Annotated in this window: 14 protein-coding genes; 10 read left to right on the top strand and 4 right to left on the bottom strand. The window is 62.2% G+C overall.

Features of this window, described 5'->3' with window-relative positions; all coding sequences use genetic code 11:
• Positions 1–26: 26 nt before the first annotated feature.
• Entirely contained in the window at positions 27–755 is a 729-nt protein-coding gene (locus HG250_RS12665; protein ID WP_240957124.1) for a carbonic anhydrase, read from the bottom strand.
• Positions 756–929: 174 nt separating this feature from the next.
• Here HG250_RS12665 and HG250_RS12660 point away from each other — a divergent pair, with 174 nt between their 5' ends.
• From HG250_RS12660 to HG250_RS12640, 5 genes are all read left to right on the top strand, one after another.
• Positions 930–1,847 (top strand): hydrogen peroxide-inducible genes activator, encoded by a 918-nt coding sequence (locus tag HG250_RS12660; protein ID WP_170005697.1) that lies wholly within the window; start codon positions 930–932, stop codon positions 1,845–1,847.
• Positions 1,848–1,964: 117 nt separating this feature from the next.
• Positions 1,965–3,458 carry an ATPase domain-containing protein gene (locus HG250_RS12655; RefSeq protein WP_205763637.1) on the top strand — a complete coding sequence of 498 codons (1,494 nt, stop codon included), beginning with the start codon at positions 1,965–1,967 and terminating at the stop codon, positions 3,456–3,458.
• A 2-nt stretch (positions 3,459–3,460) separates the two neighbouring features.
• Complete coding sequence (locus HG250_RS12650; RefSeq protein WP_170005696.1) at positions 3,461–5,872, top strand: PAS domain S-box protein; 2,412 nt, start codon at positions 3,461–3,463, stop codon at positions 5,870–5,872.
• 219 nt (positions 5,873–6,091) lie between these two features.
• Positions 6,092–6,739, top strand: a complete 648-nt coding sequence (locus HG250_RS12645; RefSeq protein WP_170005695.1) for an SRPBCC family protein — start codon at positions 6,092–6,094, stop codon at positions 6,737–6,739.
• Positions 6,739–7,920 carry a zinc-dependent alcohol dehydrogenase gene (locus HG250_RS12640; RefSeq protein ID WP_170005694.1) on the top strand — a complete coding sequence of 394 codons (1,182 nt, stop codon included), beginning with the start codon at positions 6,739–6,741 and terminating at the stop codon, positions 7,918–7,920. The genes HG250_RS12645 and HG250_RS12640 overlap by 1 nt, the downstream gene beginning before the upstream one ends.
• A 255-nt stretch (positions 7,921–8,175) precedes the next feature.
• Here HG250_RS12640 and HG250_RS12635 read toward each other — a convergent pair whose 3' ends face one another.
• Entirely contained in the window at positions 8,176–8,976 is an 801-nt protein-coding gene (locus HG250_RS12635; protein ID WP_170005693.1) for a S1/P1 nuclease, read from the bottom strand.
• A 57-nt stretch (positions 8,977–9,033) separates the two neighbouring features.
• Positions 9,034–10,497: a helicase HerA domain-containing protein gene (locus HG250_RS12630; RefSeq protein WP_338103921.1), complete on the bottom strand. Its 1,464-nt coding sequence runs from the start codon at positions 10,495–10,497 to the stop codon at positions 9,034–9,036.
• A 265-nt stretch (positions 10,498–10,762) separates the two neighbouring features.
• On the opposite strand from HG250_RS12630, the gene HG250_RS12625 reads away from it, so the two are divergent.
• The 4 genes from HG250_RS12625 (at position 10,763) to HG250_RS12610 (ending at position 16,356) form a co-directional block, all read left to right on the top strand.
• Positions 10,763–13,114, top strand: coding sequence for a glycosyltransferase family 4 protein (locus HG250_RS12625; RefSeq protein ID WP_240957123.1), 2,352 nt, complete (start codon positions 10,763–10,765; stop codon positions 13,112–13,114).
• Positions 13,115–13,118: 4 nt separating this feature from the next.
• Positions 13,119–14,408, top strand: coding sequence for a glycoside hydrolase family 130 protein (locus HG250_RS12620; protein ID WP_170005691.1), 1,290 nt, complete (start codon positions 13,119–13,121; stop codon positions 14,406–14,408).
• 83 nt (positions 14,409–14,491) lie between these two features.
• The gene (locus HG250_RS12615) at positions 14,492–15,547 is read left to right on the top strand and encodes a sugar phosphate nucleotidyltransferase (RefSeq protein WP_170005690.1); all 1,056 of its coding nucleotides are present in this window, start codon (positions 14,492–14,494) and stop codon (positions 15,545–15,547) included.
• Complete coding sequence (locus HG250_RS12610) at positions 15,544–16,356, top strand: class I mannose-6-phosphate isomerase (RefSeq protein WP_170005689.1); 813 nt, start codon at positions 15,544–15,546, stop codon at positions 16,354–16,356. The genes HG250_RS12615 and HG250_RS12610 overlap by 4 nt, the downstream gene beginning before the upstream one ends.
• 8 nt (positions 16,357–16,364) lie before the next feature.
• Here the strand turns inward: HG250_RS12610 and HG250_RS12605 are convergent, their stop codons facing one another.
• The gene (locus tag HG250_RS12605; RefSeq protein WP_240957122.1) at positions 16,365–16,880 is read right to left on the bottom strand and encodes a DUF421 domain-containing protein; all 516 of its coding nucleotides are present in this window, start codon (positions 16,878–16,880) and stop codon (positions 16,365–16,367) included.
• A 368-nt stretch (positions 16,881–17,248) separates the two neighbouring features.
• Between HG250_RS12605 and HG250_RS12600 the strand changes: the two genes are divergently transcribed.
• Positions 17,249–20,185, top strand: coding sequence for a TonB-dependent receptor (locus tag HG250_RS12600; protein WP_240957121.1), 2,937 nt, complete (start codon positions 17,249–17,251; stop codon positions 20,183–20,185).
• Positions 20,186–20,313: the final 128 nt, after the last annotated feature.

The following is a 20,313-nucleotide window of genomic DNA, read 5'->3' as shown; positions in this document are numbered from 1 at the left end:
CAGCCGCCCGCCCGTTCACACCGGCCTCAGGGCCGGTCGAAGAAGTCGACCGCGCCGGTTGCCAGATTGTAATAGGCGCCCACGACCTTGAGCTGGCCGCTCTTCTGCGGATCGAGAAGCAGGGGATCGGTCGAGGTGCGCAGATGGCCTACCACGCGCGACACATTGGCGCGAATGGCGTTGTCGAGCATGTTGCCTTCCTTGCCGCGCACGGAAAGAACCGCGGGAATGATCGGTTCGATCATCTGGCCGATGCTGCCGGGATAGGTGGCATTGTCGGTCACCACCGCCTGCGCGGCCGATACCGCGCCGCAGCTTTCATGCCCCATCACGACGACCAGCGGCACGCCGAGTTCGGCCACGGCATATTCGACCGAGCCCAGGGCGACGGTATCGACGGTGTTACCGGCATTGCGGATGATGAACAGTTCACCCAATCCGCGCCCGAACAGGATTTCCGGCGAGACCCGGCTGTCGGAACAGGTCACATAGGCCGCGAAGGGTGCCTGCCCCTTGGCGATTTCCAGCCGCCGTTCGCGCCCCACCGCCGCTGCCGTCGGGACGTCGTTGAGGAAGTTCCGGTTGCCTTCGATCAGCAGCGCGAGCGCTTCATCGGGCGAAAGCATGGTCTTGCCCTTGTAAACGGGGGCGAGCGGCGCAGCGACGGGCGACTGCGCTGTCGCAACGCCGCTGACGGCTGCGGCACCGCCGGCAGCGGCTGCTCCGGCGAGAATATTTCGTCTGGACATCATCATTTCACTCCTGTTGACAACACGATATACGGGGCAGGCGGCGTAGGGTGCCGGGAAACCGGAGGGGACAGAGCGAGGGCCGGCGCGTGAAATCAACCTGACGGTTCGTGACGGGATAGGCCAATTGAAACGGTGGCCCTTTCCCGATAGGCCCAGCCTATCGAAGAGGAGTTTCGCATGCCGAGCCTGCGGCAATTGCAATATCTGGTCGCGCTGGGCGATATGCAGCATTTTGGCCGGGCCGCCGCGTCGGTCAATGTGTCGCAGCCGACACTGAGCCAGCAGTTGCGGGCGCTCGAGACAAGGCTAGGCATCACTCTGGTGGAGCGGGGCGACACACCGGTCCAGCTTACGCCCGTCGGGCGCGAGATCGCGGCGAGGGCACGGGATATCCTGATCGGCGTCGACGATTTGCGCGGCATGGCACGGCGCAGCATCACGGGCCTTGCCGGTACGGTCCGATTCGGGGTCACGCCCACTATCGGACCCTATCTGCTGCCGCCGGTAGTGGCGCGGCTGCACCGGGAATATCCCGATATGCGGCTGCACATGCGTGAAGGCATTCCGGACGATCAGCTGGCCGTATTACGCCGCGGGGCGCTCGACATGGTGGTGGCGCCGCTGCCCGTCGCGGGCGCGGGCCTGGAAATCGTTCCGCTATTCCGGGAACCTCTGCATGTGGTCGCCGCGCCGGACAATCCGCTGGTCGGCAGGACGGTGCTGACGAAAGCGGATGTTGCAGGCAGCGGTATTCTCAGCCTTGATCGCCGCCATCATTTCCACCGCCAGGCCATCGACATCTGTCAGGAACTGAACGCCGATCTGCTGCGCGATTACGAGGGCACCAGTCTCGACAGCCTGAGGCAGATGGCCGGGTCCGGGCTGGGTCTGGCGATCCTGCCCGAACTGTACCTGCAATCCGAAGTGGGCGGCGAAGACATGGTGCGGCGCCTCGACATCGCCGACTGGTCCGCCAGCCGATCGATCGCCGCCGTCTGGCGGTGCGGCGCAGCCTATGGCGACAGTTACCGGGTGATCGCGCGGGCGATCGGTGAAAAGGCGGCAGAGCTGCTGCACGGGGCTGGGCAGGCTTAAACCTGAGAACGACCGCGCGCAAATGCGAATGACGGGCGCATAGCTTGAATCCGAAGTCACAGGAATTGTGACCGTTTCGGCTTGCGGAAATCGACGGGAGAATTCAGGGTGATTCGCATGACCGACAACTTGATGCGCCGCGACGGCCCGCAACCGGCATCCACCGGAATACAGGGCCTCGACCATATCCTCTGCGGCGGCTTGCCCGCATACCGCCTCTATCTTGTTGAAGGCACGCCCGGCACCGGCAAGACGACGCTGTCGCTCGGATTCCTGCTCGAGGGCAGGAGGCGCGGCGAAAGCGGCCTGTATATCACCCTGTCGGAAACGCCCGACGAATTGAAGGCGGCAGCTGCTTCGCACGGTTGGTCGCTGGACGGGCTAGACCTGTTCGAACTGGTTGCGGAAAACGAGTTCAGCGCCGAGAACGAACAATCGCTTCTGCACCCGAGCGAGGTGGAGCTGGGCGAAACGGTGCGCGGCATCATCGAACAGGTGGAGAAGGTGAACCCGGCAAGGGTGGTGCTCGACAGCCTATCCGAACTGCGGCTCCTGTCGCAAAGCCCGCTGCGCTATCGCCGCCAGATTCTCGCGCTGAAACATTTTTTCGCCAAGCGCGACTGCACTGTCCTGATGCTGGACGATCGCACTTCCGAACCGGGCGATCTGCAATTGCACAGCATCGCACATGGGGTCGTTTCGCTGGAACAGAGCGCGAGCGATTTCGGATCGGAACGGCGGCGGCTCCGCATCGTCAAGATGCGCGGCCTTAAATATCGCGGCGGCTATCATGATTTTACCATCGAGCGGGGCGGACTGGCGGTGCATCCCCGGCTCGTGGCGTCCGAACATCACCGCGAATTCGCCACCGATCCGGTGACGACCGGGCTGACGGGACTGGACACGCTGCTTGGCGGCGGACTGGTTCCGGGCACGAACACCTTGCTCACCGGCCCCGCCGGCGTCGGCAAGACGACGACTGCGGTGCAATGCCTGGTGGCGGCGCTGGAGCGCGGCCAGCCCGCAGCCTATTTCCTGTTCGATGAACGGCTGGGGACGCTGCTGCATCGCTGCGCGGCGCTCGGCAACGATCTGCAGCCGCATATCGACAGCGGATTGCTGACCCTGCGCCAGATCGATCCGGCCGAACTGTCGCCGGGGGAATTTTCCGGTGCCGTCCAGCGTTCGGTGGAGCAGGACGGCGCGCAGGTGGTCGTGATCGACAGTCTGAACGCCTATCTGCATGCCATGCCCAGCGACGATTTCCTGGTGCTGCAGATGCATGAGATCCTCAGCTATCTGAGCCAGCAGGGGATTATCTCGCTCATGATCCTGGGCCAGCACGGCGTGACCGGGGAACTGCGCTCGGATGTCGACATCAGCTATCTTGCCGATACGGTCATGCTGCTGCGCTTCTTCGAAGTGGAGGGGAAGGTCAGGAAATCCATGGCCGTCATCAAGACCCGCACGCTGGACCATGAACGGACGATCCGCGAATTCGAGATCGACGCGACCGGCATCTGCATCGGCGAACCGCTGACGAGGTTCAGTCAGGTTCTCAGCGGCAATCCGAAATATCTCGCCGGCAATGACGAATTGCTGAAAGGCTGAAGGTGCCGGATAGTACTTACGATCGCACCATCGCGATCCTCGCGCCGCGCGGGCGCGATGCCAAGGTTGCGCAGGAACTGCTGGGTCAGAACGATATCCCTTCGCTGATCCTGGGCGAATTCGGTGCATTGAGCACGATCATCGAACAGCATATCGGCGCAGTGCTGATTGCCGAAGAAGCCATCTTGGCCGACGCACTGCCTGCCGTCGGCGCGGCGCTGGACAGCCAGCCGGCATGGTCCGACATTCCCTTCATCGTGCTGACCGCCGGCACGTCGCGAAGTCGCACCACGGCCGAGGAACAGCGGTTCGACCGCCTCGGCAACGTGGTCCTGCTCTCGCGCCCGCTGCAGCGCGACGATATCGTGCGTGCGGCACGGTCCGCATTGAAGGCCCGGCAGCGGCAATTCGAAGCCCGCGCGCGGATCGAGGAATTGCGCGAACAGGAAGCCAGGCTGCAACGCAGCGAGCGCAAGTTTCACGCGATCGCCAATTCGGTGGATCAGATGATCTGGTCCGCCCGTGCAGATGGCTATCACGATTACTACAACGATCGCTGGTACGAATTCACCGGCGTTCTGGCAGGATCGACGGACGGCGAACAGTGGAACGGCCTCTTCCACCTTGAAGACCAGGAGCGTGCCTGCAGCCGCTGGCAATCGTCGCTGGAAAACGGCACGCTCTATGAAATCGAATACCGGCTGCGTCACCGGTCGGGACACTATCGCTGGGTGCTGGGCAAGGCGCAGCCCGTCAGGGACGGAACAGGGCGGATCACCCGCTGGTACGGAAGCTGCACCGACATCCATGAGCAGGTGCAGATACGGCAGCAACTGGCGGCATCGCAGAACATGCTGGAGATCGCGGTGGCCGAACGGACGCGGGAACTGCTCGACCTTTATCAGAAGACGCCGGTTCCCCTGCTGTCCCTGGACCGGGAAGAGCGGCTGGTCAGCGCCAGCGAACGCTGGCTGGCTTTCATGCAATATGACGATGCAGCGGATGTTCTGGGCCGCCCCGTCACCGATTTCATCGCGCCGGAAAATCTGCCCGACCATACCGGACCCCACCGGCAGCAATTGCTGGGCAGTGATGTCGTTTACGATCTGCCCTATACGCTGGTCAAAAGGACGGGCGAACGGGCCGAGGTGCTTGTATCGGCACGGGCGACGCGCGAGAAGAACGGCGACATCAGGCGGATCATGGCGTCCATCGTCGACGTGACGGAGCGCAAGGCCGCGGAAGCGGCACGTGATTCCGCCGAGGCAGCCTTGCGGCAGAGCCAGAAGCTGGAGACTGTCGGCAAGCTGACCGGCGGCGTGGCGCATGATTTCAACAATCTGCTGATGGCGGTGCGCTCCAGCCTCGAACTTCTGCGCCGCCGCCTGCCGGAAGGCGACCGGCGGGCGCAAAGCTATCTCGACAACGCGCTGGCGGGTACCGCGCGGGGCGCGACGCTGACGCAGCGGATGCTCGCCTTCGCGCGCAAGCAGGAACTGGACCCCAGGGCAGTCGACGTGGCGCGGCTGCTGCCCGGAATGCGCGATCTGCTGGAACGCTCGCTGGGGCCGCAGATCGACATCGATCTGCAGATCGACGACCGGGTTCCGCATGCGCTGGTGGATGAAAACCAGCTTGAAATGGCGATCCTGAACCTGGCGGTAAACGCCCGCGATGCGATGGATGGAAGCGGCAGGCTGACTATCCGGCTCACGGCGGACGAGGCGGACCGCGCGGCCGCCGGGAACCATGCGGCGGGCGGCACCGGCGGTTACGTCCGCATCGCGGTGGAGGACACGGGCGAGGGCATGGACGCCGAAACCCTGGCGCGCGCTGCGGAACCCTTCTTCACAACAAAGGGCGTGGGACGCGGAACCGGCCTTGGCCTGTCGATGGTTCACGGCCTCACCAGCCAGCTTGGCGGTTCGTTCGAATTGTCGAGCACGCCGGGGGAAGGGACCGTTGCACAGATGTGGCTGCCCCTGGCGCAAACGCCCGCCACCGACCTTGCTCCGACGGCCGACGCCGAGGTCGTGGCGACCTCGCAATCCCGAACTCTCACCGTGATGGCGGTCGACGACGATGGTCTCGTCCTGTTCGGGACGGTGGCGCTGCTGGAAGATCTCGGCCACAGGGTTCTGGAAGCTGGCTCCGGTCCCGACGCGCTGGCCATAGTGCACGATCATCCCGAAATCGATCTCGTCATAACCGATCAGGCGATGCCGAATATGACGGGAGTGGAACTGGCGCGCGAAATCCACCGCCTGCGGCCCGATCTGCCGGTCGTTCTGGCCAGCGGATATGCCGAACTGCCCGAAGGGGCAAAGGACGAAATGGTCGCGCGGCTGGAAAAGCCCTTCAGCGACGAGCAGTTGCAGCAGGTGATCGCCTCGATCTTCGCTCCTGCGGATTGACGCTGTAACAGGTGCGTCGCTGCGGTGCAGGCTGACGGAACCGGGCGTAATTTTCCTGCCTTGAAACCTATTGCTGTCCTTCTCGTTGATCCCCCAGAGACCGGGCAAGTATTTCGCAGGATGCGGCAATCTGCGCGTATTCGCCCGATGTCGAGGTGCAGGCAGTCGGATTTTCCCGGCCGCAGGGCGGGAAAGAAGCCAGATTGAACAGGAGTTGACATGAGACATGACCGGGACAAGGGACTGGCCGGTGCGGCTGTCGGTGTGGGGCTCGCATTGGGCGGCCTCGCCTTCGGAGCCTTCCTGACGCAGCGCCGCAAGGGCGGCGGGGACGATGCGCCGTTCTACACGCGCAAGAGCCCCGAGCGCGACGATGCCGTGCTGGGGCGCACCGTCACCATCCGCAAGCCGCGCGCCGAATTATACGAGTTCTGGCGCGATTTCGGCAATCTTCCGCAGTTCATGGAGAATGTGGAGACGATCCGCAGCGAAGGCGACCACCGGGTGTGGACGATCAAGGCACCCGCAGGCCGGACGGTCGATGTGCGGACCGAGGTGTCGGAAGACACGCAAAACGAACGGATCGCGTGGCGATCGGTCGAAGGCTCCGACATCGAGACGAGCGGAAGCGTCGAATTCACCGACGCGCCGGGCGACCGCGGCACGCGGGTGTCGCTCGTCATGTCCTATGATCCGCCGGCGGGTGAGCTTGGCCGTGCGGTCGCCAAGCTGTTCATGCGCGAACCGGAAGTGCAGGCGCGCCACGATCTGAAACGTTTGAAGATGCTGATGGAAACGGGCGAGATCGCGACCTCCGCGCGGACGAAGGACGAAACCAGAAAAGCCAAGCAGCAGGAGAACGGATAATGAGAGCCCTGACATGGCATGGCACGCATGACGTGCGCGTCGATACGGTGGACGACCCGGAAATTATCAATTCGCGCGACGCGATCATCGAGGTGACTTCCACCGCGATCTGCGGCAGCGATCTTCATCTCTATGACGGCGTCATTCCGGGCGTAAGGCCCGGCGACGTCCTCGGCCATGAATTCATGGGCCGGGTGGTCGAGACCGGCAAGGACAGCACGCTGGAAAAGGGGCAGCGAGTCGTCGTGCCCTTCACCATCGCCTGCGGCGGCTGCTTCCACTGCAAGGTGCAGCAATTCTCGGCCTGCGAAAACTCCAATCCCGCCGAAAAACAGGATATGTCGGCCACGCTCTACGGTCATCCGATGGCGGGTCTGTTCGGCTATTCCCACCTGACCGGCGGCTATTCCGGCGGACAGGCGGAATATGTCCGCGTGCCGTTTTCCGATGTCGGGCCGATCGCCGTGCCCGATCACCTGGAGGACGATCAGGTGCTGTTCCTGTCCGACATCCTGCCGACGGGCTGGATGGCGGCGGAAAACGCCGAAATTCAGCCGGATGACACCGTCGCGGTCTGGGGCTGCGGCCCGGTGGGCCTGTTCGCGATCCAATCCGCGATCCACATGGGCGCGAGCAAGGTGATCGCCATCGATCATTATCCCCACCGCCTCGCACTGGCGAAACAGATGGGTGCCGAGATCATCGACTTCCGCAAGACGAACGTGCGCGAAGCATTGATGGAAATGTCGGGCGGGATCGGCGTGGATGCGGTGATCGATGCCGTTGGCATGGAAGCGCATGGTTTCGCCATCGACAACATGATCGACATCGTGAAGCAGAAGGTCGGCGTCGGAGCGGATCGGGCAAGTGCGCTGAAACAGGCGCTGCTGGCCGTGCGCCCCGGCGGGCGGGTTTCGATCCCTGGCGTTTATGGCGGCATGACGGACAAGTTCCCGCTGGGCGCGCTGATGGAGAAGGGCTTGCAGGTCCGCACCGGTCAGACCCATGTGCAGCGCTATACCAAGGATCTTCTGAAGAAGATCGAGGAGGGCACACTCGATACCACTTTCATGATCTCGCACCGTCTGCCGCTGGAAGATGCGGCGCGGGGCTACAAATGCTTCCGCGAGGAGCAGGATAGCTGGACCAAGGTCGTGCTGAAGCCCGGAATGACGGACTGATATGAGTCACGAACTGAGTAACTGAGCGGCTTCGTCGTCATCACGGGAGCTTCGAGCGGTATCGGACTGGAACTTGCCGAACTGGCGGCGAAGGCCGGCTGCGATCTTCTGTGGTCGCCCACCGTGACCCGTTAGCGGGCAGGCGGCCTGCGAGACAGCAGGTGCAAGCACGGTCCGCACGGGTGCAGTGCGATCTGGAGGCGGCAAGCGGCATCGAAGAACTGTGGGGGACGATAGGCGCTGCCCGGTTTCAGGTCACGAGCCTGTGCTGAACAATTCGTCCAGATAGGCTGCCAATCGGATGCCGCCCTGCTGCAGGCGCTGTTCCGCGGTGGCCAGATGTTCGTACTGATAGGCATAGCCGAGGTCCGGCATTTCTTCGCCCGCCTCGGGATAGATCATATCGCGAATGGCCGTGCTCTCGGCAACCCATACCTGCGGATCGGAGTCCCACCATTCGATGGTACGTGCCGGGTCGATCTGCCGGCCCAGCCAGTTTGCATATTCGCTGTAGGAAAGCTTCTGCCCCTCGAGCATCTCCGTATCCCAGACGGCATGCAGGTTCGTGTCCTCGCCAAACCAGCGCAGTTTCACATCGTTGCCGCCCCGGTCGTCGCCATTACCGGCATGCAGAGGCTGATGCACGTCGCCGACGATATGGACGATGAAGCGCAAGGCGAGCGCCTTGTTCGCCTGTGATGCAATCGGGTCGCGAACCGTGGCGGAGAACCGTTCCAATGCGCTCAGCGCGTCGCCTTCCTGCGGCGGTCCCAGGTCGGCGTAAACCTTACCTGCCGGCACGGTCACGTAGTGATAACGACCGGCTTCCGTCTGCCAGAAGGTAGCAGGGTTCGATCGTTCCTCATCTGCCCAGGTCGATGCTTCGGCAAGGTCTTCGGCACCCAGGATCAATGCGATCTCGGCCCTGGTCTTGCCGCTGATGCGGTCATCGGCGATGGCCCCGATGACCCGGTGACCGATCTGGCCCCACGCCGCTGCGGGCGAGGGCAGGCACGCGATCATCGCGGCAAGGCTCAGGACAGTCCTGTAGATCATGTATCCTCCTGTCATACGGTCTGCCGGATACCGCATTCCGGCACGAATGCGCCTGTCTCAATCGGCCCGGACAAATTCCAGCTCCGGAACCAGCACGGTCCGTCCGCCGCCATATTCCTCGCGTATGACGATCAGGCCGATGCTCTCCAGATGGTCGAGCAGGCGCCTGATCCTGCCCGGCGAACTGGTCCCGTAAGCGCGGGCAAGCGCATCTTCGTCGGGCATTGTGTCGCCCGCAGCCGCGCCCCGCGCCAGTAGCAGAAAAGGCGCGAGCACATCGTCTTCGACCCTGCCGGCGAGCTTCCGTATGGCTGCCTGCGCCGCAACGTCCAGGCTGTCGATATCGGCAATCGCATAAGCGAATTTGCGCCGAAACGCCGACATGTCGATCATCGCCCGCACGCCGTTCTGGCGGCAGGAACGCTGGAAATTCTGGAACAGGCGGCTGGCAGGCTGGAACGGGGCCGCCGGGTCCGATGCGATCGCGGCCAGAATGGCTTTGAGGGCTTCGGTCTGCTCTCCCTCCGCCTGCTGTTGCAACGGCGCTGCCGCGCCGGTTTCCATCACTGAACTCGCCGCAGGTTCAAGCGTTTCCATGTGCCGCGCCATGGCGGGCACAGGTGCATGGCCCGCACCTGCAGGGCTGGCCGCGTCCTGCACCTGATTGTCCAGCTCGGCATGGAGCAGCGTCTGCATATCTTCGGCAGGTGCGTCCGGCAGGGGGACGAGGCCGCTGGCATTGCGGATGTGGCCCGATTGCACGCTGCCGATGCGGATCGGTACCGGCCTTCGGCTGATGGCCGGGCCAAGCCCAAGAAAACGGCCCCTCTCGAGATCGCGGATATTCTCAGCCTGTCGCCGCTCCATTCCCAGCAGATCGGCGGCGCGGGCCATGTCGATGTCGAGGAAGGTCCGGCCCATCAGGAAATTCGATGCTTCGGCCGCCACATTCTTGGCCAGCTTGGCGAGACGCTGCGTCGCGACGATGCCGGCAAGACCCCTCTTGCGGCCACGGCACATCAGGTTGGTCATGGCGGTCAGCGCGATGCGCCGCGTGTCCTCGCCGATTTCGCCTGCGGCTGCGGGAGCGAACATCTGCGCCTCGTCCACCACGACGAGCGCGGGGAACCAGTGCTCGCGGGGCGCGTCGAACAGGGCCCCGAGGAAATGCGCCGCGCAGCGAATCTGCTGTTCGACATCGAGCCCTTCCAGCGCCAGCACGATCGAGGCGCGGTGTTCGCGAACCCGCCGTGCCAGCGCCTCGATCTCCGCCGCCGAATGGGCCGCCCCGTCGATCACCACATGCGGAAACAGATCGGCAAGCGAGGTGAAATCGCCTTCGGGATCGATGACCACCTGCTGCACCATGCCGGCGCTTTCCTCCAGCAACCGGCGCAGGAGATGCGATTTGCCCGAACCGCTGTTGCCCTGCACCAGGAGGCGAGTCGCCAGCAGCTCCTCCATGTCGATCCGCACCGGATGGCCGGCCGCATCTTCGCCTATGATGATATGAGTGTCCACGCAGGAAGGGGTAGCGACAGCCACTTCCCGGCCCAACCTCTTGCGACCAAGTTCCCACGGAAAAATTGCGCGGCATTGCGGCCGCGGATCTTGTGCAATGCACCATAAAATTTCGCAAGTGCGCAGCGGGCGCTGGATCCTGCCAGGTGTGATTGCGACTCGTGAAGCTGCCTTTGCGGACTTGAAATCGATTAACGTCAGGGAACGGAAGCCTTTCTCTGCCGTTAATACCGTAGCTCCCGAATTGCCGAGGATACTTTCGCAGATGCAACATGAAACCGAAAGGCGCGTGGCTGACCTGCACATGGTGAGAGCTTCTCAAACCCCTGCCGGCAGAAATTCGCGGGGTGCAGGTTTCAAGGTGGCGCTGGTCGGCACTTTCGCTCCGCGCAAATGCGGCATCGCCACTTTCACGACCGACATCCATGACAATCTGCGCATCTATCATCCGGAAATGGACGTCGATGTCTATGCGCTGGACGATGGCAAGGGCGATCTTGCCTATCCGGGTGTCAGCGGGCTGATCCGCAGCGACGATCCCGCAAGCTACGCCGCAACCGCGCGCGCCATCAACGCCAGCGGCGCCGATGCGGTGTGGCTGCAGCACGAATATGGCATCTTCGGCGGCGACAGCGGCGACATGGCGTGCGATTTCGTCGACCGAGTTGCGGCTCCGCTGATCCTGACATTCCATACGGTTCTGCGGCAACCCACTGCAAAGCAGGAGGAGATCATGCGGCACCTGATCGGACGGGCGTCGCGTATCATGGTCATGTCCAGCCACTCCCGCGATCTGCTGACCGAAAGCTATGGCGCGCCCAACGAGATCATCGAGATCATCGAGCATGGCGCTCCGGATCGGCCATTCGGCAGACAGGCGCAATTCAAGGAGGCTCTGGGGCTTGCTCCGGACCGTCCGGTGATGATGACCTTTGGGCTGCTCGGCCCCGGTAAGGGCATCGGGCAGGTTATCGAGGCTCTGCCGGCCATCGCCCGCGACCATCCCGACATTCTTTACCGTATCGTCGGCGCGACACATCCCAATCTGGTCGCCCGCGATGGAGAGGCGTATCGCGAGAGCCTGATCCGGCGCGCGGAAGAGCTCGGGGTGTCGCATTGCATCGCGTGGGAAAACCGCTTTCTCGACACTGGCGAACTGCTCGATCAGCTGGAAGCCTGCGACATCTATGTGACCCCTTACCTCAATCTGCAGCAATCCACGTCGGGCACGCTCAGCTACGCGGTCGCATTGGGCAAGGCGGTCGTTTCGACGCCCTATCTGCATGCCAGCGAGTTGCTGAGCGATGGGGTCGGCCTGCTGATCGAACCCGATTCACCGGCTGCAATCGTTGCAGCGGTAAAGGGCCTGCTGGCAGAACCGCAGCGGCTGGAGCGATTGCAGCGCCGTGCCTATGCCAAGGGGCGGGAAACGATCTGGCCGCGTTTCGCCGATGCGACCGCAGGGTTGATCGTCAAGGCTGCCGCCCGCAATCGCAGCGTTTCGGCTGCGGGGCGGCAGGGCGGCACGCCGGCAGTCGCCGCGCCCGGCATGTCCGCGGTGCTGGGCATGACGGATGGCACCGGTATCGCGCAGCATGCCCTCGGCATCGTGCCCGACCGCAGGCACGGCTATTGCATCGATGACAATGCCCGTGCCCTGATGGTCGCGAATGTCGCCACGCGGCTGCCCCCAGACGAACGGCTGCGGCTGAGCCAGACCTATGCGTCCTTCATCCAGCATGCCTGGAACGAGGATGCGGGGCGGTTCCGCAATTTCATGTCCTACGACCGGAAATGGTGTGAGGATATCGGGTCGGAGGATTCGAACGGCCGCGCCCTGTGGGCGCTGGGCCATACGATCGAAAATGCAGATTTTCCTGAAATTCGCGACTGGGCCGTGGATCTGTATGGTCATGTCCTCCCACACATCGCCGAACTCGGTTCACTGCGAGCGATCAGTTTCACGATGCTGGGCGCCGCCGCGATGCTGCGCCACGATGCGGGCCATGCGGCATCGCGCGATGTACTTGAAAGGGGCAGTGCAATGATGGTCGCCCTGCTCGGCCATGGCCGCCGGCCGGACTGGACCTGGTTCGAAACCATGCTTGCCTATGACAATCCGCGCATCAGTCAGGCGCTGATCGAAGCGGCGGCTTTTACGGGCGACGAAATTGCAGGCAAGGCGGGCCTCGAAACCCTGCGCTGGATAAATGATCGGCAGACGTCGGCAGGCGGTCATTTCCGTCCGATCGGTTCGGAAAGTTTCGGGCGCAAAGGCGAATTTCTTCCCTTCGACCAGCAGCCGCTGGAAGCCAGCGCCGCCATCGATGCCCTTCGCGCTGCCTACAGTCATACCGGGGATGGCTTCTATCGCGATGCGGCGGAGCGGACGTGGCAGTGGTTCTTCGGCCGGAACGACCGCGGCGTGGTGCTGGCCGACCCCGCATCCGGACGCTGCCGCGACGGCATCACGCCGCGAGGTGCGAATGCAAACTGTGGAGCAGAGAGCATTCTGGCCTTCCAACTGTCCTGTTATTCGATGATAGCGCTGTCAGAGGATCCCCGGCAGCGAGAAGCAGGACAGCAATTTGACGAAGAGATCGTCCACATCAATTAGCCCTTTGACATTGCTGGAGACGCGGCTGCATGCCGACCCATCCCGGGTCGTTTTGCGGCCGTTCCACCTTGGCTGGCAGGCCCGCAATGCGCCGGGCGGGCGTTCGCTGAAGCTGGTGGACGATATTCTCGCCCTCGGTCCCGCGGAAGTGGCGGAGGAATATGCCAAGGTTCTGGCCGATTTCGATGAACGCCACTGGCAGACGGAAAGCATGTTCGAACAACGCTTCGCCGAGGTCGAGCGTTCGGTAGACCTGTCTGGCCGGCAGTTCTCCGACATTCAGAAAAAGCTGATCGGCGCCTATTTCTGCCATGAATACACTTATGCCGCTGCGGCTTTGATGAACCCTTCCATCGTCCCGCACCCGGACCAGAGCGGGCTGGAAGGCGGGGCCTGCCGGTTCGTCATGAGCCTGCGCGCCGTGGGCGAAGGGCACATCAGTTCCATCGCCTTTCGCGAAGGCATCATGCATGACGACGGGGAGTTCGCCCTATGGCCGCAAAGTTCCTGCGCCACCTCGGTCGAACTTGAGGACGCAACCCTGACCGATTGCGACGATGCCGTGACCGTCACGCGCCATCCGGACAGCAATCTTTCGAACACCGTCATTTTCCCGATTACCGAACAGCAACGCGGCGGGCTGGAAGATCTGCGGCTCACCCGCTTCAATCACGCCGGCGCAGGGCCGCAGGAGGATTTCGAGTGGATCGGCACCTATACGGCTTATTCCGGATCGAGCATCCGCTCGGAACTGCTGCGCACGCGTGATTTCCGCTCGTTCGAGCTTGAACCTATCACCGGTGAGGCCGGCCGGAACAAGGGCATGGCGCTGTTTCCCGAACCGATCGATGGCGCTTTCGCCATGGTCGGGCGGCAGGATGGCAAGAATCTCTATCTGCTGAAATCGGACCGGGTCGATCGCTGGAGCGACGAAGGCAAATTACTGATGGAGCCGCGTTATCCGTGGGAGTTCATACAGATCGGCAATTGCGGAAGTCCCATCCGCACCGATTCAGGCTGGCTGCTGCTGACGCATGGTGTGGGCGCGATGCGTAAATATGCACTCGGCGCCGCTTTGCTCGATCTCGACGATCCGTCCCGGGTGATCGGCAGGACGCGGCACCCCATCCTCACCGCGCAGGATGACGACCGGGCAGGCTATGTACCGAATGTCGTCTATACCTGCGGCGCGATGAAAGTGGGCAGGACGCTGCTGATTCCCTATGGAATTTCCGACAGCGCCGTCGGTTTTGCAACGGTAGAAGTCGACCGGCTGCTGCAACTAATGGTCTGATCATGCGTTGATGATGCGAACGAACCAGGGAAACCGCATTGCAGTGCCGGTTGTCCTTTCAAGCGCAGGGAAGCAATGCTTCAGTGATAGTACCGGTCATCCTCTGCGGCGGCATCGGCACCCGTTTGTGGCCCCGTAGCCGCGCCGCCAAAGCCAAGCCCTTCCTGCCGCTGGTGGGCGAAACCACCCTTTTCGAAGCCACTCTTCGGCGTTGCCGCGACAGGGAGAATTTTGCCGCTCCGGTGATCGTGACAGGCGACGCCCATCTGGCCAATGTCGAGGCTCAGCTCGGCACTGAGGACAGGGAGGCGCAGATCATCATCGAGCCCGAAGGAAAGAACACGGCAGCGGCCATCGCCCTTGCCGCCGCAAGGCTGCCCGGCGATGCGATCATGCTCATCTGCCCGAGCGATCATTATATCCCGGACGAATCCGCTTTCCTCGAAACGGCCAGGGCCGCCGCCGCCCTTGCCGAAGACCGGTGGCTTGTCGCTTTTGGCATAGAGGCCAGAACGCCCGAAACCGGCTTCGGATATCTCAGGCAGGGCGAGCCGGTAGGTTCCGGGCACCGCATCGCGAGCTTCGTCGAAAAGCCGGATCGCGAGACGGCCGAGCGCTTCCTGCAAAGCGGAGAATACAGCTGGAACGGCGGTATTTTCGCTTTCCGGGCCGATCAATATCTCGATGAACTCCAACGGTTTCGCCCCGCCTTGCATGCAGCGGTGATGCGTTCGGTTGCAGGAGGAGCCTCGGACGGCCGGCGCTTCCATCCCGATGCGGCGGCGTTCGCCGAAATCGAAAGCGAATCGGTCGATTATGCCATCATGGAAAATACGGATCGGGCGGCCATGGTTTCCGCTGCTTTCGGCTGGTCGGATATCGGCAATTGGGACGCTGTCCATGCGGCACGGCAGCAATTGCCCTGTTCGGCCGACCGTGCCGACGCGCAAGGCAATCTGGCGAGGGGTGCAGCGGAGATCGTCGATTGCCGCAACATCATGATCGACAGCGACGGCCCGCGCGTGTCTGCCATCGGCCTCAAGGATCTTGTCATTATCGTCGATGGCGATGAAATTCTGGTCACGACCAAGGATGGGGTGCAGGAAGTGGGCAAACTGTCGGGAGTTACCGAACGATGAACGCCCTGCTGCCCGTGCGCGAGGTTGCGAAAGTCTGGGGCCGCAAGCAATTGCCTGCGCCTTTCGGCAAGTCTTGCGCCGAGGCGATCGGAGAGATCTGGTTCGAGCCTCCGCCAGAAGCGCAGGAACTGCTCGTCAAATATATCTTCACCAGCGAGAAGCTCTCGATCCAGACTCACCCCGATGACGATCAGGCGGAAGCCGCAGGGCAGGGACGCCAGGGCAAGGAAGAATGCTGGCTGGTCCTGGATGCCGAGGAGGGCGCGCGTCTCGGCATAGGATTTCACGAGCCGATCACGGCGGACCGGATGCGTGCAGCGGCGCTGGACGGGTCGATCGAGGATCTGCTGGTCTGGCACGAGGTATCTGCCGGCGACTTCTTCTACATCCCGGCGGGCACGGTCCACGCCATCGGCAGCGGCATCAGCCTGATCGAGATCCAGCAGAACAGCGACATCACCTATCGCCTGTATGATTATGGCCGCCCCCGCGAACTGCATCTGGATGCCGGCGTGGAAGTGGCGCATGGTATGCCCTACGATCCTGCTCTGCACCGACATATCGGCGCAAAAGAGCAGGCTCGGCTGGTGAACGGCCCGCATTTCCTGCTCGATCAGATTGTCGGTACACCCGGCGACGATATCTTGACGGACTATAGCCGACCTTGCCTTGTCATACCGGTGTCGGGCACGGTCGGAATCGGCGGCGTGCCGGTCCGTGCCGGCAATTGCGCACTCGCCGAAAGTCTGGCCTCGGTCGATTTCACGCAGGCCGAGAGAACCCTGGTGACCAGACCGCAGGGCACATGAGCAGGAAGCTATCGCTGCCTTGAAACGGCATCCGGATATCCCCGGACATTCTTGAGCAGACGATCGTCGAACTGATCGCCGTGCAGCACCGAAATGTCGCCCGTGGTTTCCAGCACGACTGCCCGCACCTTTCCAAAATCCAGCGCATTCGCCTCGCGCAGCTTGGCCATCACGTCGGCCTTCGTCACCCGCGTTTCCCGCAAGGCGGTATCCAGCATCTGCCCGTCGAACATGAGCAGGCGCGGATCGTTGCCGATCGCATCTTCCACCGTATCGTTCAGCACCCGCAGCTTGGAAAGGCAGAATTGCAGTGTGAACAGCGACGCGACGGTGAACAGATAATAGGCCAGTCTCTCCCATGACGTTGCGGTAACCGCGCCCGCCAGCAATGTGCCCATGGCAACCGTCAGCACGAAGTCGAACGATGTCATCTTCGAAAAGCTGCGCAGCCCGGCGACCCGCACGCATGCCACCACGAAAAACAGAACCAAAGCCATCAGCAGGAAAGCCCGGATCGGGAGCATGGGAAAGGTTTCGGCAAAAAACGGCATGATCGCTCCGGCAAAAGGGGTGAAGTTCGTTCGCTGAACGCACGGAAATGTCTTTCGTTCGCCATGCCTGCAAACGGCAGAGATATACGAAGAGAAAACATACCCGCTGGCATAGGAGGATGCGTCGCCGTCAACGGGCAGGCTCTGGCCGCGCGGCAACGGAAATTGCGTAAAACGATATGCTGCATTGCAAAAGTTGCGGAGCAATCAGCTCCTCTATTGCAATGCAATCTTCTTCGCGCCTACTCTCCGACCAACAGACCGCATGAAGACGGCTGCACATGGGAGAGGATGCTATGAGGGGCAAGGCCGCTTTGCTGACCGGGATCTGTGCCGGTGCCATGATGATGCCTGTGCAGGCACAGGCACAGGACGCTTACAACCCGCCCGACACTCCGCCGGATTTCAACACCCCCGAGATCATCGTGACGGCCCAGCGCCGGGCGCAGAGCCTGCAGGCCGTGCCGATCGCCGTCAGCGCCTTCGATGCAGAAGCGCTGGAGGCGCAGCAGATCGAAAATGCGGCCGATCTCCAGCTTACCTTGCCGAACGTCTCTTTTACCAAAAGCAACTTTACCGCCTCCAGCTTCACCATCCGCGGCATCGGCGATCTCTGCGTCGGCGTCACTTGCGACAGCGCCACGGCGATCCACGTCAATTCCGCGCCCCTGTTCGGAACGCGGCTGTTCGAAACGGAATATTTCGATCTCGAACGCATCGAAGTTCTGCGCGGCCCCCAGGGAACGCTGTTCGGGCGGAATGCGACCTCCGGCGTGGTCAACGTCGTGACGGCAAAGCCCGTGCTGGGCGACTTCCGCGGTTCAGGCGAATTCGAATATGGCAATTACGATTCGATCAAGGCCACCGGCATGGTCAATTTGCCAATCGGCAGCACCATGGCCGCACGCGTTGCAGGCTTCTACCTGAACCGCGACGGCTATACCGAAAATCTGTTCAACGACACCCGCATCGACGGGCGCGACATGTATGCAGTGCGCGGTTCGCTGCGCTGGGAACCTGCCGCGACAACCACGATCGACCTTATCGGCTATTATTTTCGCGAGGATGACGACCGGCTCCGCATACAGAAGCAGCAGTGTCAGCGCGATCCGACCGGGGTTCTCGGCTGCCTGAATGGTGGTCTGGCTTTCGAAAAGGTCAACCTCAATTCAGCCTTCACCGGCACGTTGGGCTCTGATGAATTCCTGGCTATCAACGGATTGCCGCCAGGCTTCGGCCTGAACAGCCTTTATGGTCCCGATGCCTTCTCGAACTTTCAGGAGCCAGCGGATTTCCGCAAGGTGGCGACTGCCTTCACCCCGGAATATTTCGCGGATGAGTTGCAAGTGCAATTGCAGGTCGATCAGGACCTGGGCGCTTTCAACGTGTCCCTGTCCGGCATCTACCAGGAAACCAGCGTCGACAGCCGGCAGGATTATAACCTCGGCGTTCTTGACCGCCGCGGCTTCGCCCCGGCGCTGAACCAGGCAGCCTTCTTTGCAGCCAATGGTGTGCCCACGGGCCTGCCGGCGCCGTTCCCGCCCTTCGTGCCCGGGTCGAGTGCATATTTCGCACCGATTGCCAATGCATTGTTCCCGAACGGGCCGAACGGTGTGCTCTGCACCTCGGAAGCCAGTCTGGACAATCGTGGTGCCTTCGAAGGCGAGCGCCTGTGCGGAGATTCGCCTCTCTCGTTCGACAGGTCCAACGAGGACCGACGTTCCTATTCAGGCGAGGTGATCGTCAGCAGCAATTTCGATGGGCCGTTCAACTTCCTGCTCGGCGGCATCTACGCCAATTCGCAGGTGAGCGAGAACAGCTATTTCATCAACACATTCGCCATCGACTACATCGGCGGCCTGCTGGGTTCGTTCAACACTTTCGCGACGGTCACCGACGCCAATCCCGCCAATGACCTGCCGCCATCCTATCTCGGCCCGTCGATGTTCCGTAACAATACGCTCGATTTCGAACTCGATAGCTACGGCATCTTCGGTGAAACATATTTCGACGTGAACGACAGGCTGAAGCTGACGGCCGGTCTGCGCTACAACAATGACGAAAAAACAAATGTGGCACGCTCGACCCTCATCAGCTTCCTCGTGCCTTACGCATTGCAGGACAACCCGTTCAATTCGCCGTTTGTCGGGTCGACCTTTGATGCGGACCTGGGAACGCCGGGCAACCAGCTGGTGCAGGCGCGCGAGGTGTCCTTCGATGCCATCACCGGACGCTTCGTCGCCGATTATGAACTGACGCCGGACAATCTGCTCTATGCCTCCTATTCGCGCGGCTATAAGTCCGGTGGTATCAACCCACCGTTGCAGCCGATCTTCGCCGTACCCGAAGGCTTCGAGAAAGAGTCGATCGACGCGTTCGAAATCGGCAGCAAGAATACTTTCGCCAATGGTCAGCTGGTGCTGAATGCCACGGCGTTCTACTACAAATACAAGGCTCTGCAGCTTAGCCGCATCATCGCGCGAACTGCGGTGAACGACACCATCGACGCCAATGTCTATGGTCTGGAACTCGAGGCGGTCATCCGCCCCGATCCCGCGCTGCTGGTGAACCTGAGCTTCAGCTATCTGAAATCGGAAGTCGCCGGAGACGAATTCTTCAGCAACCCGCGCGATCCTGCGGGCGGCCGATCGGATGCCGTCATCATCAAGGACATCACCAATGGCGCGAATTGTGCCGTCGTTCCGACGATTGCCGGGAACGGGGCGGGTGCGAATGCCTTTGTCGGTGCAATCAACGCCGGTCTGGGGCTTCGGGCCCCCGGAGCGTTTCCGGCTGACGGAAATATCAATGCAACCGGCGCGTTCAGCATCTGCAGCGCATTGCAGCAGCAAGCCGCAGCCATTGGCGGCGCCTTTGGCGGAATCCAGGTTCTCAGCCCTGGCGTCGCGGTCAATCTGAAGGGCAACGATCTGCCCCAGGCACCGAGTTTCAAGGCATCGGTCGGGGCGCAATATACCGTGACCTTCGATAATGGCATGACACTGGTGCCCCGTGCCGATCTCGCCTTTACCGGCGAACAGTTCGGCAGCATCTTCAACGGCAACGTCAATTCGATCGACTCATTCGTGCAGGCCAATGCCAGAGTGCAGTTGAACGGGCCGGACGAACGTTATTTCGTGCGGGCTTTCGTGCAGAATATCTTCGACAGCAGCTCGGTGACGGGCCTGTATCTGACCGACGCCGCATCGGGCCTGTTCACGAATGTATTCACACTCGACCCTCGGCGCTATGGCGTGGCGGTGGGCGTGCAGTTCTGAGGAACTGAACGCCTGGAACCAGGGGGCCGGGCGAGTTGTCCGTCCCCTTTTTTCCGATGAAGGCTGCCATTCTTTTGTCGTGGATTTTCTCAGCGCCGGATTTGTCCCGGCAAGCATACCGCGCTATG

This window comes from Pseudopontixanthobacter vadosimaris, from assembly GCF_012979275.1.
In the GTDB taxonomy this organism is placed as follows: Bacteria; Pseudomonadota; Alphaproteobacteria; order Sphingomonadales; family Sphingomonadaceae; genus Pseudopontixanthobacter; species Pseudopontixanthobacter vadosimaris.
The sequence above is the reverse complement of the archived record's forward strand: the minus strand, read 5'-3'. Positions and strand labels throughout refer to the sequence as shown.

Excerpts from the sequence above, each read along its gene's own strand:
- HG250_RS12665 (WP_240957124.1), bottom strand. The coding sequence starts at position 755 with ATGATGATGTCCAGACGAAATATTCTCGCCGGAGCAGCCGCTGCCGGC.
- HG250_RS12660 (WP_170005697.1), top strand. The coding sequence starts at position 930 with ATGCCGAGCCTGCGGCAATTGCAATATCTGGTCGCGCTGGGCGATATG.
- HG250_RS12655 (WP_205763637.1), top strand. The coding sequence starts at position 1,965 with ATGACCGACAACTTGATGCGCCGCGACGGCCCGCAACCGGCATCCACC.
- HG250_RS12645 (WP_170005695.1), top strand. The coding sequence starts at position 6,092 with ATGAGACATGACCGGGACAAGGGACTGGCCGGTGCGGCTGTCGGTGTG.
- HG250_RS12640 (WP_170005694.1), top strand. The coding sequence starts at position 6,739 with ATGAGAGCCCTGACATGGCATGGCACGCATGACGTGCGCGTCGATACG.
- HG250_RS12635 (WP_170005693.1), bottom strand. The coding sequence starts at position 8,976 with ATGATCTACAGGACTGTCCTGAGCCTTGCCGCGATGATCGCGTGCCTG.
- HG250_RS12625 (WP_240957123.1), top strand. The coding sequence starts at position 10,763 with ATGCAACATGAAACCGAAAGGCGCGTGGCTGACCTGCACATGGTGAGA.
- HG250_RS12610 (WP_170005689.1), top strand. The coding sequence starts at position 15,544 with ATGAACGCCCTGCTGCCCGTGCGCGAGGTTGCGAAAGTCTGGGGCCGC.
- HG250_RS12605 (WP_240957122.1), bottom strand. The coding sequence starts at position 16,880 with ATGCTCCCGATCCGGGCTTTCCTGCTGATGGCTTTGGTTCTGTTTTTC.
- HG250_RS12600 (WP_240957121.1), top strand. The coding sequence starts at position 17,249 with ATGATGATGCCTGTGCAGGCACAGGCACAGGACGCTTACAACCCGCCC.